This is a genomic window from Agromyces sp. CF514 (assembly GCF_900113185.1).
Classification (GTDB): Bacteria; Actinomycetota; Actinomycetes; order Actinomycetales; family Microbacteriaceae; genus Agromyces.
Genome location: NZ_FOZD01000001.1, coordinates 2370366 through 2391519 on the forward strand (window position 1 = coordinate 2370366; position 21154 = coordinate 2391519).

18 protein-coding genes are annotated in these 21154 nt (G+C 71.4%); all 18 read left to right on the forward strand.

From position 1 onward, the window contains the following. Nucleotides 1-3: 3 nt before the first annotated feature. The 18 genes from coaBC to gltB all read left to right on the forward strand — a co-directional run bounded on the left by coaBC (nucleotide 4) and on the right by gltB (nucleotide 21151). Nucleotides 4-1272, forward strand: a complete 1269-nt coding sequence (gene coaBC / locus BM342_RS10595) for a bifunctional phosphopantothenoylcysteine decarboxylase/phosphopantothenate--cysteine ligase CoaBC (RefSeq protein ID WP_092965506.1) — start codon at nucleotides 4-6, stop codon at nucleotides 1270-1272. Between the two features lie 64 nt (nucleotides 1273-1336). Continuing rightward, nucleotides 1337-2530, forward strand: coding sequence for a methionine adenosyltransferase (gene metK / locus BM342_RS10600; RefSeq protein WP_092965508.1), 1194 nt, complete (start codon nucleotides 1337-1339; stop codon nucleotides 2528-2530). 1 nt (nucleotide 2531) lies between these two features. Further along, nucleotides 2532-4487: a primosomal protein N' family DNA-binding protein gene (locus tag BM342_RS10605; protein WP_092965510.1), complete on the forward strand. Its 1956-nt coding sequence runs from the start codon at nucleotides 2532-2534 to the stop codon at nucleotides 4485-4487. 189 nt (nucleotides 4488-4676) lie between these two features. Beyond that, nucleotides 4677-5618 (forward strand): methionyl-tRNA formyltransferase, encoded by a 942-nt coding sequence (gene fmt, locus BM342_RS10610; RefSeq protein ID WP_255368668.1) that lies wholly within the window; start codon nucleotides 4677-4679, stop codon nucleotides 5616-5618. Continuing rightward, complete coding sequence (locus BM342_RS10615; RefSeq protein ID WP_092965514.1) at nucleotides 5615-7084, forward strand: RsmB/NOP family class I SAM-dependent RNA methyltransferase; 1470 nt, start codon at nucleotides 5615-5617, stop codon at nucleotides 7082-7084. Before fmt ends, BM342_RS10615 begins: the two co-directional genes overlap by 4 nt. A 56-nt stretch (nucleotides 7085-7140) precedes the next feature. Continuing rightward, entirely contained in the window at nucleotides 7141-7836 is a 696-nt protein-coding gene (gene rpe, locus BM342_RS10620) for a ribulose-phosphate 3-epimerase (RefSeq protein WP_092965516.1), read from the forward strand. Then, nucleotides 7833-8096 (forward strand): phosphoribosyl-ATP diphosphatase, encoded by a 264-nt coding sequence (locus tag BM342_RS10625; RefSeq protein WP_092965518.1) that lies wholly within the window; start codon nucleotides 7833-7835, stop codon nucleotides 8094-8096. Before rpe ends, BM342_RS10625 begins: the two co-directional genes overlap by 4 nt. A gap of 43 nt (nucleotides 8097-8139) precedes the next feature. Then, nucleotides 8140-8982 (forward strand): ATP phosphoribosyltransferase, encoded by an 843-nt coding sequence (hisG, locus tag BM342_RS10630; protein WP_092965520.1) that lies wholly within the window; start codon nucleotides 8140-8142, stop codon nucleotides 8980-8982. Between the two features lie 7 nt (nucleotides 8983-8989). Then, a complete protein-coding gene (gene hisF / locus BM342_RS10635) occupies nucleotides 8990-9751 on the forward strand; it encodes an imidazole glycerol phosphate synthase subunit HisF (protein WP_092965522.1) in 762 nt (253 codons plus the stop codon). Beyond that, nucleotides 9748-10113, forward strand: coding sequence for a phosphoribosyl-AMP cyclohydrolase (gene hisI, locus BM342_RS10640; protein WP_092965524.1), 366 nt, complete (start codon nucleotides 9748-9750; stop codon nucleotides 10111-10113). Before hisF ends, hisI begins: the two co-directional genes overlap by 4 nt. Before the next feature lie 12 nt (nucleotides 10114-10125). Beyond that, nucleotides 10126-11652, forward strand: a complete 1527-nt coding sequence (locus tag BM342_RS10645) for an anthranilate synthase component I (protein ID WP_092965526.1) — start codon at nucleotides 10126-10128, stop codon at nucleotides 11650-11652. Beyond that, the gene (locus tag BM342_RS10650) at nucleotides 11649-12380 is read left to right on the forward strand and encodes a Trp biosynthesis-associated membrane protein (RefSeq protein ID WP_092965528.1); all 732 of its coding nucleotides are present in this window, start codon (nucleotides 11649-11651) and stop codon (nucleotides 12378-12380) included. Before BM342_RS10645 ends, BM342_RS10650 begins: the two co-directional genes overlap by 4 nt. 33 nt (nucleotides 12381-12413) lie before the next feature. After that, the gene (locus tag BM342_RS10655) at nucleotides 12414-12644 is read left to right on the forward strand and encodes a DUF6704 family protein (RefSeq protein ID WP_092965530.1); all 231 of its coding nucleotides are present in this window, start codon (nucleotides 12414-12416) and stop codon (nucleotides 12642-12644) included. A gap of 3 nt (nucleotides 12645-12647) precedes the next feature. Continuing rightward, on the forward strand, nucleotides 12648-13418 hold the full coding sequence (trpC, locus tag BM342_RS10660; RefSeq protein WP_092965532.1) for an indole-3-glycerol phosphate synthase TrpC: 771 nt from the start codon (nucleotides 12648-12650) through the stop codon (nucleotides 13416-13418). 1 nt (nucleotide 13419) lies between these two features. Continuing rightward, nucleotides 13420-14628: a tryptophan synthase subunit beta gene (gene trpB, locus BM342_RS10665; protein WP_092965534.1), complete on the forward strand. Its 1209-nt coding sequence runs from the start codon at nucleotides 13420-13422 to the stop codon at nucleotides 14626-14628. After that, the gene (gene trpA, locus BM342_RS10670) at nucleotides 14625-15410 is read left to right on the forward strand and encodes a tryptophan synthase subunit alpha (protein ID WP_092965536.1); all 786 of its coding nucleotides are present in this window, start codon (nucleotides 14625-14627) and stop codon (nucleotides 15408-15410) included. Before trpB ends, trpA begins: the two co-directional genes overlap by 4 nt. Before the next feature lie 56 nt (nucleotides 15411-15466). Beyond that, complete coding sequence (gene lgt, locus BM342_RS10675; protein ID WP_092965538.1) at nucleotides 15467-16462, forward strand: prolipoprotein diacylglyceryl transferase; 996 nt, start codon at nucleotides 15467-15469, stop codon at nucleotides 16460-16462. A 162-nt stretch (nucleotides 16463-16624) separates the two neighbouring features. Next, nucleotides 16625-21151 carry a glutamate synthase large subunit gene (gene gltB / locus BM342_RS10680; RefSeq protein WP_092965540.1) on the forward strand — a complete coding sequence of 1509 codons (4527 nt, stop codon included), beginning with the start codon at nucleotides 16625-16627 and terminating at the stop codon, nucleotides 21149-21151. The last annotated feature ends 3 nt before the right edge of the window (nucleotides 21152-21154 follow it).

The following is a 21154-nucleotide window of genomic DNA, read 5'->3' on the forward strand; positions in this document are numbered from 1 at the left end:
CGGATGTCGCGGCTCAACATCGTCGTCGGCATCACCGGCGGCATCGCGGCGTACAAGGCCGTCGGGGTCGTGCGGGCACTCGTGCTCGCCGGCCATGACGTGCACGTGGTGCCGACCGAGGGTGCGCTCCGCTTCGTGGGGCGGCCCACGCTCGAGGCGATCTCACGCAACCCGGTGCACACCGACCTCTACGAGGGGGTGGCCGAGGTGCGCCACGTGGCGATCGGCCAGGCCGCCGACCTCATCGTGATCGCGCCGGCCACGGCGAACTCGATCGCGAAGCTCGCGGCCGGCCTCGCCGACGACCTGCTCGGCAACACGGTGCTCGCGAGCGAGGCGCCGATCGTGATCGCACCGGCGATGCACACCGAGATGTGGTTGAACCAGGCCACCGCGGCCAACGTCGCGACGCTCCGCGAGCGCGGGGTCACGATCGTCGGCCCGGCGGTCGGCCAGCTCACGGGAGCCGACAGCGGCCCGGGTCGCATGGAGGAGCCCGACGTCATCGTCGCGGCCGCCCTGGCCCGTGCCGCGGCCGCCGCCGGGCTGCCGCGCGACGACCTGTCGGGCCGTCGCGTCGTGGTGACCGCCGGCGGCACGCGCGAGCCGCTCGACCCGGTGCGGTTCCTCGGCAACCGCTCGAGCGGCAAGCAGGGCGTCGCGATCGCCGAGGCGGCGCGGGCCAGGGGCGCGCAGGTCACCCTGATCGCCGCGAACCTCGAGGTCGCCGCTCCCGGCGGGTGCGACATCCGCTCCGTATCGACCGCTCGCGAGCTGCAGGCAGCGGTGACCGAGGCCGCGGCCGGTGCCGACCTGGTGGTCATGGCGGCGGCCGTCGCCGACTACCGGCCGGCCGAGGTCAGCGAGTCGAAGATCAAGAAGCAACCGGGCGACGACGGGCTCACCCTCGAGCTCGTGCGCAATCCCGACATCCTCGCCGGGCTGGGGCATGCGCCGCACGAAGGCACCCTGCTCGTGGGCTTCGCGGCCGAGACCGAGCCCGACGACGAACGTCTCCTCGCGCTCGGCGCCGCGAAGCTCGAGGCCAAGGGCGCAGACCTGCTCGTCGTGAACCGCGTCGGATGGGCCGAGGGGTTCGCCCGCGACGACAACCGCGTCGTCATACTCGGACGCGATGGGGTGCGCGCCCGCGCCGACGGGAGCAAGATGTCGGTGGCGCACGGGATCCTCGATGTCGCGGTGCAGCACCTGCGCGAGCAGGCGGCACCCGATCCGGGCGTCGCACGCGAACAGCCGGCACCGTCCGGCTGAGCGCCCCGGCCCCGAGCCGACGCCCGAGCCGCATTCGCCCCACGACGAAAGTAGAACCGCGACCATGAGCCAGCTTCGACTGTTCACCTCCGAGTCGGTCACCGAGGGTCACCCCGACAAGATCTGCGACCAGGTCTCGGACTCGATCCTCGACGCGCTCCTGGCCGTCGACCCGCACAGCAGGGTCGCCGTCGAGACGCTCGTGACGACCGGACTCGTGCACGTCGCGGGCGAGGTCACGACGTCGGGGTACGTCGAGATCCCCGCCATCGTGCGCGAGCGGGTCACGTCGATCGGCTACAACTCGTCCGACGTGTGGTTCGACGGGCGTTCGTGCGGCGTCTCGGTGTCGATCGGCGGGCAGTCGCCCGACATCGCCCAGGGCGTCGACGATGCGTTCGAGTCGCGCGAGCACTCGAGCGAAGACCTGCTCGACAAGCAGGGCGCAGGCGACCAGGGCATCATGTTCGGCTATGCGACCCGCGAGACCCCGCAGCTCATGCCCGTTCCGATCTGGATCGCGCACCGCCTCGCCGAGCGGCTGACCGAGGTGCGCAAGGCCGGAGAGCTCGACTACCTGCGTCCCGACGGCAAGACCCAGGTCACGGTCGGCTACGACGGTCAGGTCCCGCGCACGATCGAGACGGTCGTGCTCTCCACCCAGCACTCCCCGAAGGTCTCGACCGAGCAGCTGCGCGCCGAGGTCGAAGAGCTCATCATCACGCCCGTCCTCGACACCGTCGAGCTCGCGCGCCCCGAGCTCTCGGTGCTGATCAATCCGACCGGCCGTTTCGAGATCGGCGGTCCGCAGGGCGACGCCGGCCTCACCGGGCGCAAGATCATCATCGACACGTACGGCGGCGCCAGTCGGCACGGTGGCGGCGCGTTCAGCGGTAAGGACCCCTCGAAGGTCGACCGCTCCGCGGCGTACGCTATGCGCTGGGTCGCGAAGAACGCGGTCGCGGCGGGTCTCGCCGACCGCCTCGAGGTGCAGGTCGCCTACGCGATCGGCAAGGCGGCCCCGGTGGGCCTCTACGTCGAGACCTTCGGCACGGCGCACGTTCCCGAAGAGCGCATCATCGGCGCGATCCGCGAGGTGTTCGACCTGCGCCCTGCGGCGATCATCCGCGACCTCGACCTGCTGCGCCCCATCTACGCGCAGACGGCCGCCTACGGGCACTTCGGTCGCGAACTGCCCGACTTCACGTGGGAGCGACTCGACCGCGTCGACGACCTGCGCGCCATCGCCGGGCTCTGACGTGCCGGGCGGCTCCGTCGCCAGGGTGCTGCTCGACTCTCCGCTGCCGCAGCTCGACCAGCTCTTCGACTACCGGGTGCCCGAGCGACTGCGCGAGCAGGCTCGGCCGGGCGTGCGCGTGCGCGCGCCGTTGCGCTCGGGGGGCCGCATCGCGAACGGCTGGCTCGTCGAGCTCGCCGAGACGAGCGAGTTCGAGGGCCGCTTGAGCGACCTCGACGACGTGGTGTCCGAGGTGCCGCTGCTGGTGCCCGAGGTGTGGGCGCTCGCGCGAGCGGCCGCCGATCGCGCGGCCGGCAATGCGAGCGACGTGCTGCGGCTCGCGGTTCCGTCGCGGTACGTCCGCGTCGAGCGCGCCTGGCGCGCGGCCGCACCCGATCCGGGTGACCTTCCCGTCGCTCCCGCTCCCGTGCACGGCGCAGCACCCGGCCGTGTCGAGGCGGGCATCGCCGCAGGAGAGCGGATGTCGCTGGCCGCCGATCCGCGGCCGGTGCAGCTGTCGACGGGAGCCTGGGTCGGCGCGTGGGCGCTCATGCTGGCGCAGGCCGCTGCGCACGCCCTCGCAGCCGACCGATCGAGCCTGCTGGTCGTGCCCGACTACCGCGACCAGGAGCAGCTCGAGGCGGCGCTTGCGGCGACGGTCGACGAGCGACGTGTGCTGCGCACCGACGCCAGGCAGGCCGGTGGCGCCCGCTTCCGCTCCTTCCTCGACGCGACGGGCGACGCTGCGCGCATCGTCATCGGCAACCGCTCGACGGTCTATGCGCCGGCGAGCCGGCTCGGCCTCATCGCGATGTGGGACGACGGCGACTCGCTCATGAACGAGCCGCTGTCGCCCGGCGTGCACCCGCGCGATGCCGCGCTCATCAGGCAGGAGCAGTCGGGCGCTGCGCTCCTGATGCTCTCGCACTCGCGCAGCGTCGAGGTCGCGCGACTCGTCGAGATCGGCTGGATCCACGAGGTCCCGGTCGCCAGGCAGGCGCGTCCGCGCGTGATCGCGACCGAGCACCAGCAGGCGCCCGACGCCGCTTCGGCACGCATTCCGACCGCAGCATGGCGGCAGGCGCAGGAGGCGGTGCGGTCCGGGCCGGTGCTCGTGCAGGTCGCGCGTCCGGGCAACACGCCGCTGCTCGCGTGCGACCGCTGTCGCGAGCCGGCGCGGTGCGCCGCGTGCGGTGGGTCGCTCGCGATCCCGAGGTCCGGGGGAGCGGCGCGGTGCGTGCTGTGCGGCACCGCGGCGTCGGGCTGGTCCTGTCCGACGTGCGAGGGCACCCGCCTGAGGGCGGTCACAATCGGCGCGAGTCGCACGGCCGATGAGCTGGGGCGGGCGTTCCCGAACACGAGGGTCGTGCTCTCCGACGGCGAGAGGCCGGTGCTCCGCGTCGGTGCCGAGCCGGCGCTCGTGGTCGCGACGAGGGGGGCCGAGCCGATCGCCGACGGGGGATACCGGGCAGTGCTGCTGCTCGACGGCGAGCGCATGCTGCTGCGCGAGTCGCTGCGCGTGGCCGAGGACTGCCTGCGCTGGTGGTCGAACGCGGCCGCACTCGTCGCCCCGGGTTCCCCGGTGTTCCTGGTCGGCGTCGGAGGGGCGCTCGCGACCGCGCTCACGACCTGGCGTCAGGCCGACTGGGCGACGTCCGAGCTCGCCTCGCGCCGGGCGCTGCGGTTCCCGCCGGCCGTCCGGGTCGCGAGCGTGACCGCCGCCCCGGCCCTCGTCGCCGCGGCGATCGCGGCGGCCGAGTCGGCCGTCGGGGTCGACGTGCTCGGGCCCGTGCCGGTCGACGACGGGCTCGAGCGTGCGCTCGTACGGTTCGACTACGGCTCGGGCGGTCGGGTCGCCAAGGAGCTCAGATCCGAGATGATCCGGGTCGCGACCGAGCGTCGCAGGCCGGTCGCGGGCAGGCCGGTGCGCCGGCCTCCGGTGCTCAGGGTGCGCGTCGACGACCCCGAGGTGCCGTAGACCGCAGGGCGCGCGTGCGAACCGGCCGATCCATGCGATGAATGCCTCCACGGCATCGCTCGGTCGACGAAGCGTTCCGCGATCGCGCCGTTCCGCGTACCGTCGTCGCCTTCGTTGCATGCGTCGTGCCTGATCGATGCGGTCGACGCATCGATGGTCTGCGGCTGCCCGCGTCGGCGACAATGGAGTGTGCAGAAGCTCCGACTCGTCTTCGCCGGTACTCCGGCGGCCGCCGTCCCCTCGCTCGAACGGCTCGCCGCCAGCGGCCACGAGATCGTTGCGGTGGTGACCCGCCCGGCGGCGCCGCTCGGGCGAAAGCGGGTGCTCACCCCGTCACCGGTCGCGCAGGCCGCGGAGCGCCTCGGGCTCGAGGTGATCGAGGCGGCGCGACTCGACGCCCAGGTCACGGAGCGGCTCGCTGAATCCGAGCCCGATCTCGGCGTGATCGTCGCGTTCGGCGGCCTCGTGCGAGAGCCCCTCCTCTCCACGCCGCAGCACGGATGGATCAACCTGCACTTCTCGCTCCTTCCCGCCTGGCGCGGCGCAGCGCCGGTGCAGCACGCGCTCATCGCCGGCGAAGCCGAGACCGGCGCGGCGGTGTTCCAGCTCGTTCCCGAACTCGACGCCGGCGACGTGTTCGCCGAGCTCCGTCGGCCGATCGTGGAGTCGGACACCGCCGGATCGCTCCTCGACGAGCTCGCGGAGTCCGGCGCCGGGTTGCTCTCAACGGTCGTCGACGCCATCGCCCGAGGCGAGGCGCATGCCGTGCCTCAGTCGGGTGCGCCCACCTTCGCTCCGAAGCTCGGCATCGACGATGCGCGCCTCGACTGGTCACGGTCCTCGTCCGAGGTGCTCGCGCGATTCCGAGGGGTCACGCCCGAACCCGGCGCCTGGACCACGATCGACGGCCAACGACTGAAGGTGCTCGAACTCGCAGCGCTCGCTCCCGAGCTCGCGGTCGACAGCCCGACGCTCGCCGCGGGCGAGATCGCCGCGCACGCCAGACGGCTGCTGATCGGAACGGCCGATACGCCCGTCGAGGTTCGCCGCGTGCAACCCGCGGGGCGCACGGGAATGGCGGCCGCCGACTGGTGGCGCGGAGCCGGACGCGATGGGGTGGTCGCCGCATGAGCGCACCGAGAGGGCAGTCAGCCGGTGGCCGCCGTCGGCCCGACGCGCCGCGAGCACCGCGGGTCTCGCCGGCCCGGCGAGTCGCCTTCGAGGTGCTCGAGGCGGTGCGCGTCGACGAGGCCTATGCGAACCTGCTGCTCCCGGCGCGCATCCGCAGGGCCCGACTCACGCAGCCGGATGCCGCCTTCGCGACCGAACTGACCTACGGCACGCTGCGCCGGCAGGGGTACTACGACCGCGTCATCGAGCTCGCGGCGGATCGACCCGCGGATGCGATCGACCCGGCCGTCCTCGATGTGCTGCGCCTCGGTGCGCACCAGCTGCTCGCGACGCGCGTGCCGACCCACGCAGCCGTGAACGAACAGGTCGACCTCGTGCGCAGCGTCGTGCCCAAGGCGGCCGGGTTCGTCAACGCGGTGCTCCGCACGGTCTCCCGCACCGACGCCGAGGCCTGGCGCGAGCTCGTCGCCGAGGGTGCGCCCAGCGACGACGAACGGCTCGCGCGCCTCGAGAGCCATCCGCTCTGGGTCGTGCGCGCCCTCCGCGCGGCGCTCGAGCACGAAGGCCGTGGCGACGAGCTCGAGGCGCTGCTCCAGGCCGACAACTCGTCGCCGCGCGTGAACCTCGCCGTGCTGCCGGGCATCGTCGACGAGGGCACCGTCATCGGCGAGCTCGGCGAGCTGGCGGCGATCGAGGGCTTCGCCCCCGACCGGTACTCGCCGATCGGTGCGACGGCGGCCGATCCGATCGCGGTCATCGAGGCCGCCGGCGGCCGCATCCGGGTGCAGGACGAGGGCTCCCAGCTCGCAGCGCTCGCGCTCAGCCGATTCGCTCCGGTGCGGCCGGGGGAGCGCTGGCTCGACCTGTGCTCGGGTCCGGGCGGCAAGACGGCTGTGCTCGCGGCCGAGGCGCTCGCGGGCGGGGCGGTGCTCTCGGCGAACGAGGTCGTGCCCGCTCGGGCCGAGCTCGTTCGCGCGGCGATCGCGGGCGTTCCGCTCGACGTCGACGTGCGCGTCGGCGACGGACGCGAGCTCGATGCTGCCGCTTTCGGCGCGCCCGGAGGCTTCGACCGCATCCTGCTCGATGCTCCGTGCACGGGTCTGGGTGCGCTGCGACGGCGCCCCGAGGCGCGGTGGCGCAAGCGACCCCAGGACGTCGCCGAGCTCACCCGCCTCCAGGGCGAACTGCTCGATGCGGCGTTCGCGGCACTCGCGCCCGGTGGGGTGCTCGCCTACGTCACGTGCTCCCCGCACACGGCCGAGACCTACGGCTCGCTGCGCTCGGCGCTCGCACGCTGGGGCGCCGACGCCGAGCCGCTCGACACGAGCTCGGTCGTGCAGGCCGTGTCGAGGCATCCGCTCGACCTGGCATCGGATGCCGCGACGGTGCAGCTCTGGCCGCACCGGCACGGAACGGATGCGATGTTCATCGCGCTCGTGCGCCGATCGCCCGTGACGATCGCCTGAGACGCGACCGGTCGGACCCGCCGACGCGGCCCCGGCCGCTCGATAGGGTTGACGGCATGACGACGCGGATCAACCCGAGCATCCTCGCTGCCGACTTCGTGAACCTCGAGTCCGAGCTCGCCCGGATCGCGAGCGCCGACCTCGTGCACGTCGATGTCATGGACAACCACTTCGTGCCGAACCTCACGTTCGGCCCGCAGATGGTCGGCCGGCTGCAGGACGTCAGCCCGATCCCGCTCGACGTGCACCTCATGATCTCGGATGTCGACCGCTGGGCGCCCGGATACGCCGAGCTCGGCGCCGCCTCGGTGACGTTCCACGTCGAGGCGTCCGACGGTCCGGTGCAGCTGGCGCGCCGGCTCCGCTCGATCGGAGCGCGTGCGGGCATCGCCCTGAAGCCCGGAACCGATGTCGAGCCCTTCCTCGACGTGCTGCACGAATTCGACCAGGTGCTGATCATGACCGTCGAACCGGGGTTCGGCGGCCAGTCGTTCATGCACGAGACGATGCCCAAGCTCCGCCGCGTCTCCGAGGCCGTGCGCGCGGCGGGCCTCGACGTCTGGCTGCAGGTCGACGGGGGCATCTCGCTCGACACCATCGGCATCGCGGCCGAGGCGGGCGCCGACACGTTCGTCGCGGGCTCGGCGGTGTTCGGCGCGGAGGTGCCCGCCGAACGCATCGCGGCCCTCCGCGACCTCGCGGCGACACATCGGCACGACGCTCGGCCGGGCACCGGTAGTCTGAAACCGTGAAGACATTCGACGAACTCTTCGTCGAGCTCAGCGAGAAGGCCCGCACCCGTCCAGAGGGTTCCGGCACCGTGCGCGAGCTCGATGCAGGCGTGCACGCCATCGGAAAGAAGATCGTCGAGGAAGCGGCCGAGGTGTGGATGGCCGCCGAGTACCAGACCGACGACGAGGCTGCCGAGGAGATCTCGCAGCTGCTCTACCACCTGCAGGTGCTGATGCTCGCCAAGGGCCTCGCTCCGGCCGACGTGTACCGACATCTCTGATCGCGCTCCGACCCGTCAGACCGTCGACACGAAAGTCACAGAAATGCTTCGAATCGCCGTGCCCAACAAGGGCTCGCTGTCAGAGACCGCCGCGCAGATGCTCTGGGAGGCCGGGTACACCGGCCGTCGTGACCCGCGCGACCTGCACACCGCCGACCCCCGCAACGGGGTCGAGTTCTTCTACCTGCGTCCGCGCGACATCGCCACGTACGTCGGCTCCGGCGCGCTCGACGTCGGCATCACCGGCCGCGACCTGCTGCTCGACTCCGGGTCCGACGCGGTCGAGATCGCACCGCTCGGATTCGGCGACTCCACGTTCCGGTTCGCCGGTCCGGCCGGAGAGTTCGCCGACCTCGCCGACCTCGAGGGCGTGCGGGTGGCCACGAGCTACCCCGGACTCGTCGGCGCGTTCCTCGCCGGGCAGGGCGTCACGCCCGCGAAGCTCGTGAAGCTCGACGGCGCCGTCGAATCTGCGGTGCGTCTCGGCGTCGCCGATGCCGTCGCCGACGTCGTCTCGACCGGGGCGACGCTGCGTCAGGCCGGCCTGGGCATCTTCGGTCCCGTGATCCTCGAGTCCGAGGCCGTGCTCATCGGCTCCGGCGCCGACAAGCCGGGCGCGGCCACGCTGCTGCGCCGCCTCCAGGGCGTGCTCGTCGCGCGCCAGTACGTGCTGCTCGACTACGACGTGCCTGCGGCGCTGCTCGAGCGCGCGACGGCCGCGGCGCCCGGCTTCGAGTCTCCGACGGTCTCGCCGCTGCACGACCCCGAGTGGGTCGCCGTGCGCGTCATGATCCCGCGCACCGACATGAACCACGTCATGGACGAGCTCTACGAGATCGGCGCACGCGCGATCCTCGTGAGCGCCATCCACGCCGCGCGGTTGTGAGGCACTGATGTCGCTCGCGGTCCGCGTGATCCCGTGCCTCGACGTGGCGGCCGGCCGCGTCGTCAAAGGCGTCAACTTCGAGAACCTCCGCGATGCCGGAGACCCCGTCGAGCTCGCCGCGCGCTACGGCGAGCAGGGAGCCGACGAGCTCACCTTCCTCGACGTCACGGCCACGGTCGACGATCGGGCCACCACGTACGACATGGTGCAGCGCGTCGCCGAGCAGGTGTTCATCCCGCTCACGGTGGGCGGCGGCATCCGCTCGAACGACGATGTCGCGCGCCTGCTCGGCCACGGTGCCGACAAGGTCGGAGTCAACAGCGCCGCGATCGCGCGCCCGGCCCTCATCGGCGAGATCGCCGACCGGTTCGGCGCACAGGTGCTCGTGCTCTCGCTCGACGTCAAGCGCTCGCAGCGCACGCCTTCGGGCTTCGTCGTCACCACGCACGGCGGCCGCACCGAGACCGACCTCGACGCGCTCGACTGGGCGCGCCTGGCGATCGAGCTCGGAGCGGGCGAGCTGCTCGTCAACTCGATCGACGCCGACGGCACCAAGGCCGGATTCGACCTCGAGCTCGTCGGCCTCATGCACGAACTCTCGCACGTGCCGGTGATCGCCTCCGGCGGAGCCGGCGCGGTCGAGCACTTCGCCCCGGCCGTGGCGGCCGGTGCCGATGCGGTGCTCGCGGCATCCGTGTTCCACAATGCCGAGCTGACCATCGGCGAGGTGAAGGCCGCGCTCGCGGCAGACGGAAGGATCGTCCGATGAGCGACGTTCTCGAGGCCGCCCTCGACCGGGCCGCGTTCAACGACGACGGCCTGCTGCCCGCCGTGATCCAGCAGGAGGGCACGGGCGAGGTGCTCATGCTCGGCTGGATGGACCGCGAGGCGATGCGCCGCACGCTCACCGAGGGCCGCGTCACGTTCTGGTCGCGGTCGCGGCAGGAGTACTGGCGCAAGGGCGACACGTCGGGCCACGCCCAGTACGTGCGCGCCGCTGCGCTCGACTGCGACGCCGACACCCTGCTCGTGACCGTCGAGCAGGTCGGCGTCGCCTGCCACACCGGTACCCGCACCTGTTTCGTGGGCGACCCGCTCGAGGTCGTCCAGGGCTTCCCGCCCGCCGACTGACGAGGAGCCCGAGTGCCAGCCACCACCACGTTCGACGAGTTCCGCGGCCTGCTGCCGGGGCGGCGGGTCGTGCCCGTCGTGCGCGAGCTCTTCGCCGACGGCGAGACGCCGGTGGGCATCTACCGCAAGCTGGCGCGCGACCGACCCGGCACCTTCCTCCTCGAGTCCGCCGAACAGGGCGGCATCTGGTCGCGATACTCGTTCGTCGGCGTCTCCTCGTACGGCGTCCTCGTCGAGCACGAGGGCGGCGTGCAGTGGCAGGACCACGGGCTCGGCCTCGATGCCGAGCGCGCCCTCGGCGATGCCGCGCAGCTCGAGCCGCTCGCCGCGCTCGAGTCGCTCTACGAGCGGTGGCGCTCGGACGACGTGCCGGGTGCGCCGCCCCTGACGGGCGGGCTGGTCGGATTCATCGGCTGGGAGGCGATCCGGCAGATCGAGCACCTGCCGAACCGTCCGCCCGCCGACTACGCGTTCCCGGGCCAGGCGTTCTGCTTCGTGGCGGAGCTCGCCGTGATCGACCATCGCACGGGCACCGTGCAGCTCGTGGCATCCGTGCTGAACGACGGCGTCGACGAGCCCGACGCCATGTGGGTCGCCGCGCAGGAGCGCCTCGACCGCATGCAACGCGACCTCTCGCGTCCGTCGGAGGCCCACCTCGCGACGATCGACCTCGACGTGGACTCGACCCCGATGCATCGCACCGAGCAGGCCGACTTCCTCGGCGCGGTCGAGCGCTCCCGCGAGTACATCCGCGAGGGCGACGTGTTCCAGGTCGTCATCTCGCAGCGGTTCGAGCAGCAGGCGACGGCCGACCCGCTCGACGTCTACAGCGTGCTGCGCACCCTCAACCCGAGCCCGTACATGTACTTCCTGCACGTGACGGATGCCTCCGGCGACCCCATCCACGTCGTCGGCTCGTCTCCCGAGGCGCTCGTGAAGGTGCAGCAGGGTCGCGTCTTCACGCATCCGATCGCCGGTTCCAAGCCTCGGGGGGCGACGCCAGAGGCCGACGCCGAGTTCGAGTCGGAGCTGGTGGCCGACCCGAAGGAGCAGGCCGAGCACCTCATGCTCGTCGACCTCGCACGCAACGACCTGGCGAAGGTCTGCCGTGCCGGCTCGGTCGAGGTGACCGAGTTCATGCGGGTCGAGCGGTTCAGCCACATCATGCACCTCGTCTCCTCGGTCGAGGGCGACCTGACCCCGCAGGCGAACGCGGTCGACGTCTTCCGCGCGACCTTCCCGGCCGGCACGCTGTCGGGCGCGCCGAAGCCCCGGGCCCTCGAGATCATCGACGAACTCGAGCCCGCCCAGCGCGGACTGTACGGCGGCGTGGTGGGCTACTTCGGCTTCGGCGGCGACGCCGACCTCGCCATCGCGATCCGCACGGCGACGATCAGCGGGGGAGTCGCGCGAGTGCAGGCCGGCGCCGGGCTCGTGGCCGACTCGGTAGCCGAGTCCGAATTCGAGGAGTCGCGCAACAAGGCCGCGGCCCCCCTGCGCGCGGTCGCCATCGCCAACGCGTTGCGGAGCGTGCAGTGAGCGGCGGGCGGCTGAAGTCGCTCAGCCTGCTCGTCGCGCTCGTCGGCGCGGGTCTGGCGCTCCTCTCGTGGAGCCAGACCTGGTTCGAGTTGCGCATCCTCGATGCCGCGACCGAGGGCGGCGGTGACCCCATCGCCGTCGGCGGCGGCGTCGCCTCGCCGGCGCTCGCGGCACTCGGGCTCGCCGGACTCGCGCTCGTCGCGGCGCTCGCGATCGCCGGGCCGTTCATCCGGGTCGTGCTCGCCGTGATCCAGGTGCTGCTCGGCGGTGCGATCGTGCTCGCGAGCGCGATCGCCCTCGGCGACCCCGTCAAGGCGGTCGCGCCGGCGGTGACGGATGCCACGGGCGTCGCCGGTGCCGGGCCGACGGCCGCCCTCGTGGCATCCGTCGACGCGACCGCCTGGCCGTGGGTCGCCGTCGCGGGCGGAGTGCTCGTGGTGCTCGCCGGGATCGCCGCCCTCGTGACGGGCTCGCGCTGGCCCGGATCCTCGCGTCGCTACTCGACCACCCGACTCGTCGAGGCGGATGCCGCTGCCCACGCCGACGGCGACGCGCCCCGGCAGTCGGGTGAGGCAGCGCTGCCTCGGACCGATGCACGCCGTCGGGCCTCCGACCGCGCCGTCGACGCGTGGGACGAGCTCAGCCGAGGCGACGATCCCACCGACTCGGGCGACCACGCCGACCCGACGCCCGACGGGCGTGAGAGCCCCACCGAACCCAGCCGCTAGACTTGCGGTGAACCCCCAGCACGAAGGAGCAACATGAGCACTGAGACCGCAGACCCTGGCCACGGACACTCGCCCGCGGCGTGGACCGCCGTCATCATCATGCTGCTCGGCTTCACCATCGGCACGTTCGCCTTCTGGTTCGAGATCGTCTGGCTCGTCTGGGCCTCGGCGGTCATCGTGCTCGTCGGCCTCCTCGTCGGCTGGCTGCTCGGGCGGGCCGGATACGGTGTCGGCGGCGACAAGGTCGCCGCGAAGGCGCACTGACGCGTGCTCGCCGACCTGACGGCCAACTCGGTCGCCGACGCTCTCGCGCGCCGTGAGGTCCGCCCGCTCGACGTGGTCGAGCGCGCGGCCCTCGATCGCGCGCCCGCGCTCGACGCGCTGGAGGCGCTTCGTCCGGCCGAGCATGTGAAGGTCATCGCCGAGATCAAGCGGGCGAGCCCCTCGCGCGGCGCGCTCGCGAGCATCGTCGATCCCGCAGAACTCGCCCGCACCTACGAGCTGGGCGGCGCGAGCGCCGTCAGCGTCCTCACCGAGGGCCGCAAGTTCAAGGGATCCCTCGACGACCTCGAGGCGGTGCGCGCGGCAGTGGCGATCCCCGTGCTGCGCAAGGACTTCATCGCGACGCCGTACCAGGTGTTCGAGGCCCGTGCAGCCGGAGCCGACCTCGTGCTGCTCATCGTGGCGGCGCTCGACGACGCGACGCTTCGCGAGCTGTTCGAGCTCATCGTGTCGCTCGGCATGACGCCGCTCGTCGAGGCCCACTCGGCCGACGAGCTCGAGCGTGCGAAGGCCGTCGGGGCGCGCCTCATCGGCGTCAACGCCCGCGACCTCTCGACCTTCGAGCTCGATCGCGACCTCTTCGGGCGGCTCGCCGACCGATTCCCCTCAGATGCCATCCGCGTCGCCGAGTCCGCGGTGCTCTCCGCGGCGGATGTCGCGCACTACCGTGCGACCGGCGCCGACGTCGTGCTCGTCGGCGAGGCGCTCGTCACGGGCGACCCGATGGCCAACCTCTCAGCTTTCCTGGCGGTGTGACATGGCGCTCAGAGCGCAGACCGGTCCGTACTTCGGCGATTTCGGTGGGCGCTTCGTGCCCGAATCCCTCATCGCCGCCCTCGACGAGCTCGGCGAGGCCTACGACCTCGCGAAGCTCGATCCCGCATTCGACGAAGAGCTCGCCGAGCTCGGCCGCAGCTACACGGGTCGACCCTCGATCATCACCGAGGTGCCGCGATTCGCGAAGCACGCGGGCGGCGCCCGCATCATCCTGAAGCGCGAGGACCTGAACCACACGGGCTCGCACAAGATCAACAACGTGCTCGGCCAGGCGCTGCTCACGAAGCGCATCGGCAAGACGCGCGTGATCGCCGAGACCGGGGCAGGCCAGCACGGTGTCGCCACCGCGACCGCCGCGGCGCTCTTCGACCTCGACTGCACGATCTACATGGGCGAGGTCGATACCGAGCGCCAGGCCCTCAACGTGGCCCGCATGCGCCTGCTCGGCGCAGAGGTCATCGCGGTGAAGACCGGTTCGCGCACCCTGAAGGACGCGATCAACGACGCCATGCGCGACTGGGTCACGAACGTCGAGACGACGAACTACATCTTCGGCACGGTCGCAGGCCCGCATCCGTTCCCCGAGATGGTGCGCGACTTCCAGAAGATCATCGGCGAAGAGGCGCGACAGCAGGTGCTCGACCTCACGGGTTCGCTGCCCACCGCGATCGCCGCCTGCGTCGGAGGAGGCTCGAACGCGATCGGGCTCTTCCACGCGTTCCTCGATGACGCCGACGTCAAGATCTACGGCTTCGAGGCCGGCGGCGAGGGCGTCGACACGCCCCGGCACGCCGCGACCATCAGCAAGGGGAGCCCCGGCGTCCTGCACGGGGCTCGCAGCTACATGCTGCAAGACGAAGACGGCCAGACCATCGAGTCGCACTCGATCTCGGCCGGCCTCGACTATCCGGGCGTCGGACCCGAGCACTCGTGGCTCTCGGCCATCGGGCGCGCCGAGTACCGACCGGTCACCGACGACGCGGCCATGCAGGCGCTTCGCCTGCTCACACGGACCGAGGGCATCATCCCGGCCATCGAGTCGGCGCACGCCCTCGCGGGCGCCCTCGAGCTCGGTCGCGAGCTCGGCCCAGAGGCGACGATCCTCGTGAACCTCTCCGGGCGCGGCGACAAGGACATGGACACGGCGGCGAAGTACTTCGAGCTCTACGACCAGGAGGACGCCAAGTGAGAACGGTCGCTCCCGTCATCCGCCGCCGCAACGAAGAAGCGAACGGCGCGCTCATCGGCTACCTCCCGGTCGGCTTCCCGACCCTCGACGAGAGCGTCGAGGCCGCGGTCGCGCTCGTCGAGAACGGCGTCGACGTGCTCGAGCTCGGCCTGCCGTACTCCGACCCCGTCATGGACGGGCCCGTGATCCAGGCGGCGACGCAGCAGGCGCTCGCGAACGGATTCCGGCTCTCGCACGGCTTCGAGGCGGTGCGCCGAGTCACCGAGCGCGTGGATGCCCCGGTGCTGCTCATGACCTACTGGAACCCCGTCGTGCAGTACGGCGTCGACCGCTTCGCCGACGACCTGGCCGCCGCCGGGGGAGCCGGGCTCATCACGCCCGACCTCATCCCCGACGAGGGCGCCGACTGGATCGCCGCCTCCGAGCGCACCGGGCTCGACCGCGTGTTCCTCGCGGCCCCGACCTCGACCGATGCGCGCCTGGCGCGAACGATCGAGGCGAGCCGCGGATTCGTGTACGCCGTCTCGACCATGGGCATCACCGGCGCCCGCGCCGATGTCGACGCGGCGGCACGCACGCTCGTCGGCCGCCTCGCCGAGGCCGGTTCCGAGGCGAGCTGCGTCGGCGTCGGCATCTCGACGGCCGCCCAGGTCGCCGAGGTGCTCGAGTACGCGCAGGGCGCGATCGTGGGCTCGGCGCTCGTGCGTGCGCTGGCCGAGGGCGGCGTCGCCGCCGCCGGTGCGCTGGCCGCGGACCTCGCGCGCGGCACGCGTTCCGAGTGAAGTACGCTGACTGAGGCCCGAGTGGCCGAAGCCCCAGACGAAAGGCAGCAGTCCGCGTGATCGCACCGCTGAGCATCCCGAGCCCGAATCCCGAGTGGCAGTCGTTCCAGATCGGGCCGTTCACGATCCACATGTATGCGATCTGCATCCTGGTGGGCATCATCCTCGCGGTCATCATCACGTCGCGCCGGCTCACCAAGCGCGGTGCCGAGCCCGGCATCGTGCTCGACATCGCGCTCTGGGCGGTGCCGCTCGGCATCATCGGCGCGCGCCTGTACCACGTCTTCACGCACCCGGCCGATTACTTCTACGCGGGCGCGAACGTCTGGAACCCCTTCGCCCCCGGTGCCATCTGGAACATCTGGGAGGGCGGCAACGCCATCTACGGCGCCCTCATCGGCGGTGCCATCGGCGTGCTGATCGGATGCCGCTTCACCGGCATCCGATTCCTCTCCTTCGCCGACGCGCTCGCCCCTGGCCTGCTGCTCGCCCAGGCCGCCGGCCGGCTCGGCAACTGGTTCAACCACGAGCTCTTCGGCGCACCCACCGATCTGCCGTGGGGTCTCGAGATCTCGTCCGACAACGCCGCCTTCCCGGCCGGCCTCGCCGACGGCACGCTCTTCCACCCGACCTTCCTCTACGAGATCGTCTGGAACATCGCGGGCGTCGTCGTGATCCTGCTCCTCGAGCGCGCGTTCAACATGCGATGGGGCCGCGCCTTCGCGGTGTACCTCATCTGGTACGGCCTGGGCCGCTCGTTCCTCGAGTCCATCCGACTCGACCCGAGCGAGATGTTCCTCGGCATCCGCGTCAACGTCTGGGCCTCGTTCGCGGCGATCCTCGTGGGCGTCGTCCTGCTCATCGTGCAGCACCGCCGCCACACCGGCTCCGAGGCGACGCCCTACGTGGCCGGACGTGAGTGGAAGCGTCCTGACCCTGCGCTAGACTCGGACATTGAGTCCGACTCCGACTCTCTCGACGACGTGGTCGAGAGTGAGAACACCGACGGCGAGACCGCGGCCACAAGCACGCACAGGTCCACCACCCCCTAGGCGCACCGCCCCCGTTCTCCGAAGCGACGCCGCACCTTGCGTCGCCCTTTCTCTCCGCTGGGCCGATGTCGTCCCCCGCTGCCACCTAGTAGATGAGGACGGTCACACGTGTCGCTCACTCCACCCTTCGCGAGGTTCGGAACGATCCCCGCCGCCCAGGGCATGTACGACCCTGCCGCCGAGAAAGACGCGTGCGGACTCGCAATGGTCGCGACGCTTCGCGGCACCGCAGGGCACGACATCATCGAGACCGCGCTCGAGGCCCTGCGCCACCTCGAGCACCGCGGCGCCATCGGCTCCGACGCCGGCACCGGCGACGGCGCAGGCATCATCACGCAGATCCCCGACGCCTTCCTCCGTGCGGTCGTCGACGCCGAGCTGCCCGCCGAGGGCGCGTACGCCGTCGGCAACGCCTTCCTGCCGATCGACCCGAGCCTCCGCTCGAAGATCAAGCAGAGCCTCCGCGCGATCGCCGTGTCCGAGGGCCTCGACATCATCGCCTGGCGCGAGGTGCCGGTCCGCCCCGAAGAGCTCGGCACGCTGGCCCGCGCCGCGATGCCCGCCGTGCACCAGCTGTTCGTGCAGTCGGCCGCGGTCGACGACAAGGGCCGTCGCCTGTCGGGCATCGCGCTCGACCGTCTCGCGTTCCGCCTGCGCAAGCGCGCCGAGCGCGAGCTCGAGCTCTACTTCATGTCGCTGTCCAGCCGCACCATGGTCTACAAGGGCATGGTCACGACGCTGCAGCTCGAGCCGTTCTACCCCGACCTCTCCGACGAGCGCTTCGCCTCGAAGCTCGCGCTCGTGCACTCGCGCTACTCGACGAACACGTTCCCGTCGTGGCCGCTCGCGCAGCCGTTCCGCATGATCGCGCACAACGGCGAGATCAACACGATCCAGGGCAACCGCAACTGGATGCGGGCGCGCCAGTCGCAGCTCGAGTCCGAGGTGCTCGGCGACCTCGACCCGATCCTGCCGATCGTGACGCCGGGCGCGAGCGACTCGGCCTCGTTCGACGAGGTGGTCGAGCTGCTCACGCTCGCCGGCCGCAGCCTGCCGCACGCCATCATGATGATGGTTCCCGAAGCCTGGGAGAACCAGACCGAGATCTCGCCCGAACGTCGCGCGTTCTACGAGTACCACTCGATGCTCATGGAGCCGTGGGACGGCCCCGCCGCGATCGTCTTCACCGACGGCTCGCTCGTCGGCGCGACGCTCGACCGCAACGGGCTCCGCCCGGGCCGCTACGTCGTCACCGACGACGGCCTCGTCGTGCTCGCCAGCGAGATCGGCGTGCTCGAGGTGGCCTCGTCGAAGGTCGTGCGCAAGGGACGCCTGCAGCCCGGGCGCATGTTCCTCGTCGACACCGACGCCGGTCGCCTCATCGAGGACGACGAGATCAAGGCCGACCTCGCGGCATCCGCACCCTGGGGCGACTGGCTCGACTCGGGCCGCATCCGCCTCGCGGAACTGCCCGAACGCGAGCACATCGTGCACCCGCCGGCATCCGTCAACCGTCGCCAGCGCACCTTCGGCTACACCGAGGAAGAGGTGAAGATCCTGCTCGCCCCGATGGCGCGCACGGGTGCCGAGCCGCTCGGCGCCATGGGCTCCGACACCCCGGTCGCGGTGCTGTCCCAGCGCCCGCGGCTGCTGTTCGACTACTTCACGCAGCAGTTCGCCCAGGTCACGAACCCGCCGCTCGACTCGATCCGCGAAGCGGTCGTCACCTCGCTCGGCACGTCGCTCGGCCCCGAGCACAACCTGCTCGCGCAGGGTCCGGACCACGCGCGCCAGGTCTCGCTCGACTTCCCCGTGATCGACAACGACGAGCTCGCGAAGATCGTGCACATCGATCCCCGCGACGGCGGATCGCGAACGACGAAGACCCTCAAGGGCCTCTACCGGGTCGACGACGGCCCCGAGGCGATGCGCGCGCGACTCGACGAGCTCTGCGTCGAGGCCGACCAGGCGATCGCCGACGGCGCCCGCTTCGTCGTGCTGAGCGACCGCGACTCGACGGCCGAGCTGGCGCCGATCCCGTCGCTGCTCATGCTCTCGGCCGTGCACCACCACCTGATCCGGTCCGAGACCCGCATGGAGGTCGGCCTCGTGGTCGAGGCCGGCGACGTGCGCGAGGTGCACCACGTCGCGCTGCTCGTCGGGTTCGGCGCATCAGCGGTCAACCCCTACCTCGCCATGGAGACCTGCGAAGACCTGGTCCGCGCCGGCGTCATCACGGGCGTCACGCCCGAGAAGGCCGTTCGCAACGTCATCTACGCGCTCGGCAAGGGCGTGCTGAAGATCATGTCGAAGATGGGCATCTCGACCATCTCGTCGTACGCGGGCGCCCAGGCGTTCGAGGCCGTCGGCCTCGCACAGGACTTCATCGCCGAGTACTTCACCGGCACGGTCTCGAAGCTGGGCGGCGTCGGCATCGACGTCGTGGCGGCCGAGAACCTGGCCCGCCACCGGGCCGCCTACCCCGAGGACGCCGCGGTGCGCGCGCACGAGCGACTCTCGACGGGCGGCGAGTACCAGTGGCGTCGCGACGGTTCCCCGCACCTCTTCAATCCCGAGACGGTCTTCCGCCTGCAGCACTCGACGCGCAACCGTCGCTACGACGTGTTCCGCGAGTACACCTCGCTCGTCGACTCGCAGGCCGAGGAGCTCATGACGCTCCGCGGACTGTTCGCGCTCCGCAACGGCACGCGTCCGGCCGTGCCGATCGACGAGGTCGAGTCGATCGAGTCGATCGTGAAGCGCTTCTCGACCGGCGCGATGAGCTACGGCTCGATCTCGAAGGAGGCGCACGAGTCGCTCGCGATCGCCATGAACCGGCTCGGCGCGAAGTCGAACACTGGCGAAGGCGGCGAGGACGTCGAGCGACTGCTCGACCCCGAGCGCCGCAGCTCGATCAAGCAGGTCGCCTCCGGTCGGTTCGGGGTCACGAGCATGTACCTCACGCATGCCGACGACATCCAGATCAAGCTCGCCCAGGGTGCGAAGCCCGGCGAGGGCGGCCAGCTGCCCCCGACGAAGGTCTACCCGTGGGTCGCACGCACGCGGCACGCGACCGCGGGAGTCGGCCTCATCTCGCCGCCTCCCCACCACGACATCTACTCGATCGAGGACCTCAAGCAGCTCATCTTCGACCTCAAGCGCGCCAACCCCAAGGCCCGCGTGCACGTCAAGCTCGTGAGCCAGTCGGGCATCGGCGCGGTCGCCGCCGGCACCGCGAAGGCGCTGGCCGACGTCATCCTGGTCTCCGGCCACGACGGCGGCACCGGCGCGAGCCCGCTCAACTCCCTGAAGCACGCAGGCACGCCGTGGGAGCTCGGCCTGGCCGAGACCCAGCAGACGCTCATGCTGAACGCCATGCGCGACCGCGTCGTGGTGCAGGTCGACGGCCAGTTGAAGACCGGTCGAGACGTCATCGTCGGCGCCCTCCTCGGCGCCGAGGAGTTCGGCTTCGCAACCGCGCCGCTCGTCGTGCAGGGCTGCGTCATGATGCGCGTCTGCCACCTCGACACCTGCCCCGTCGGCGTCGCGACGCAGAACCCCGAACTGCGCAAGCGGTTCACGGGCAAGCCCGAGTTCGTCGTCAACTTCTTCGAGTTCATCGCACAGGAGGTGCGCGAGTACCTCGCCGAGCTCGGCTACCGCTCGCTCGACGAGATCATCGGCCGGCGCGAGCTGCTCGACATCGACCGTGCGGTCGACCACTGGAAGGCATCCGGTCTCGACCTTACGCCCGTGCTCGTCGGCCCCGACTTCTCGGACTCCGACCCGCGCCGCAACACCCGGACCCAGGACCACGAGCTCGACCGGCACTTCGACAACGAGCTCATCCGCCGCAGCGCGATCGTGCTCGAGGACGGTGGCTCGGTCGAGATCGAGCTGCCCGTCAAGAACACCGAACGCGCCGTCGGCACCATGCTCGGACACGAGGTCACCGTCCGGCACGGCGAACACGGTCTGCCCACCGGCGCGATCGACATCACGCTGCACGGTTCGGCCGGCCAGAGCCTTGGGGCGTTCCTGCCGAGCGGCATCACCCTCCGACTCGAGGGCGACTCGAACGACTACGTCGGCAAGGGCCTCTCGGGCGGGCAGATCGTCGTCCGTCCCGCACGCGACAGCGGGTTCGCCGCTGAGCGCAACGTCATCGCCGGAAACGTGATCGGCTACGGCGCGACGCGCGGCAGCATGTTCATCCGCGGCATCGTCGGCGAGCGGTTCCTCGTGCGCAACTCCGGAGCGACCGCGGTCGTCGAGGGTGTCGGCGACCACGCCCTCGAGTACATGACCGGCGGCCTCGCGCTGATCCTCGGCGAGACCGGACGCAACCTCGGTGCCGGCATGTCCGGCGGCACCGCCTACGTGCTCGGGCTCCGCCCCGAACGGGTGAACATCGAGGCGCTGAAGACCGGCGAGCTCGAACTGCACCCGCTGGGCAGCGCAGATCACGAGATCGTGCGCGACCTGCTCGAGCAGCACGTCGCCAACACCGATTCGACGGTGGCGGCAGCCCTCCTGGCCGAGGGCGACACCGCGTTCGAACGCTTCACCAAGGTGCTGCCGCGCGACTACGCCGCAGTGCTCCGTACCCGCCAGAGCGCGGTCGACGAGGGGCTCGACCCCGACGGCGACGTGGTCTGGACTCGAATCCTGGAGGTGACGGGTGGCTGAGCA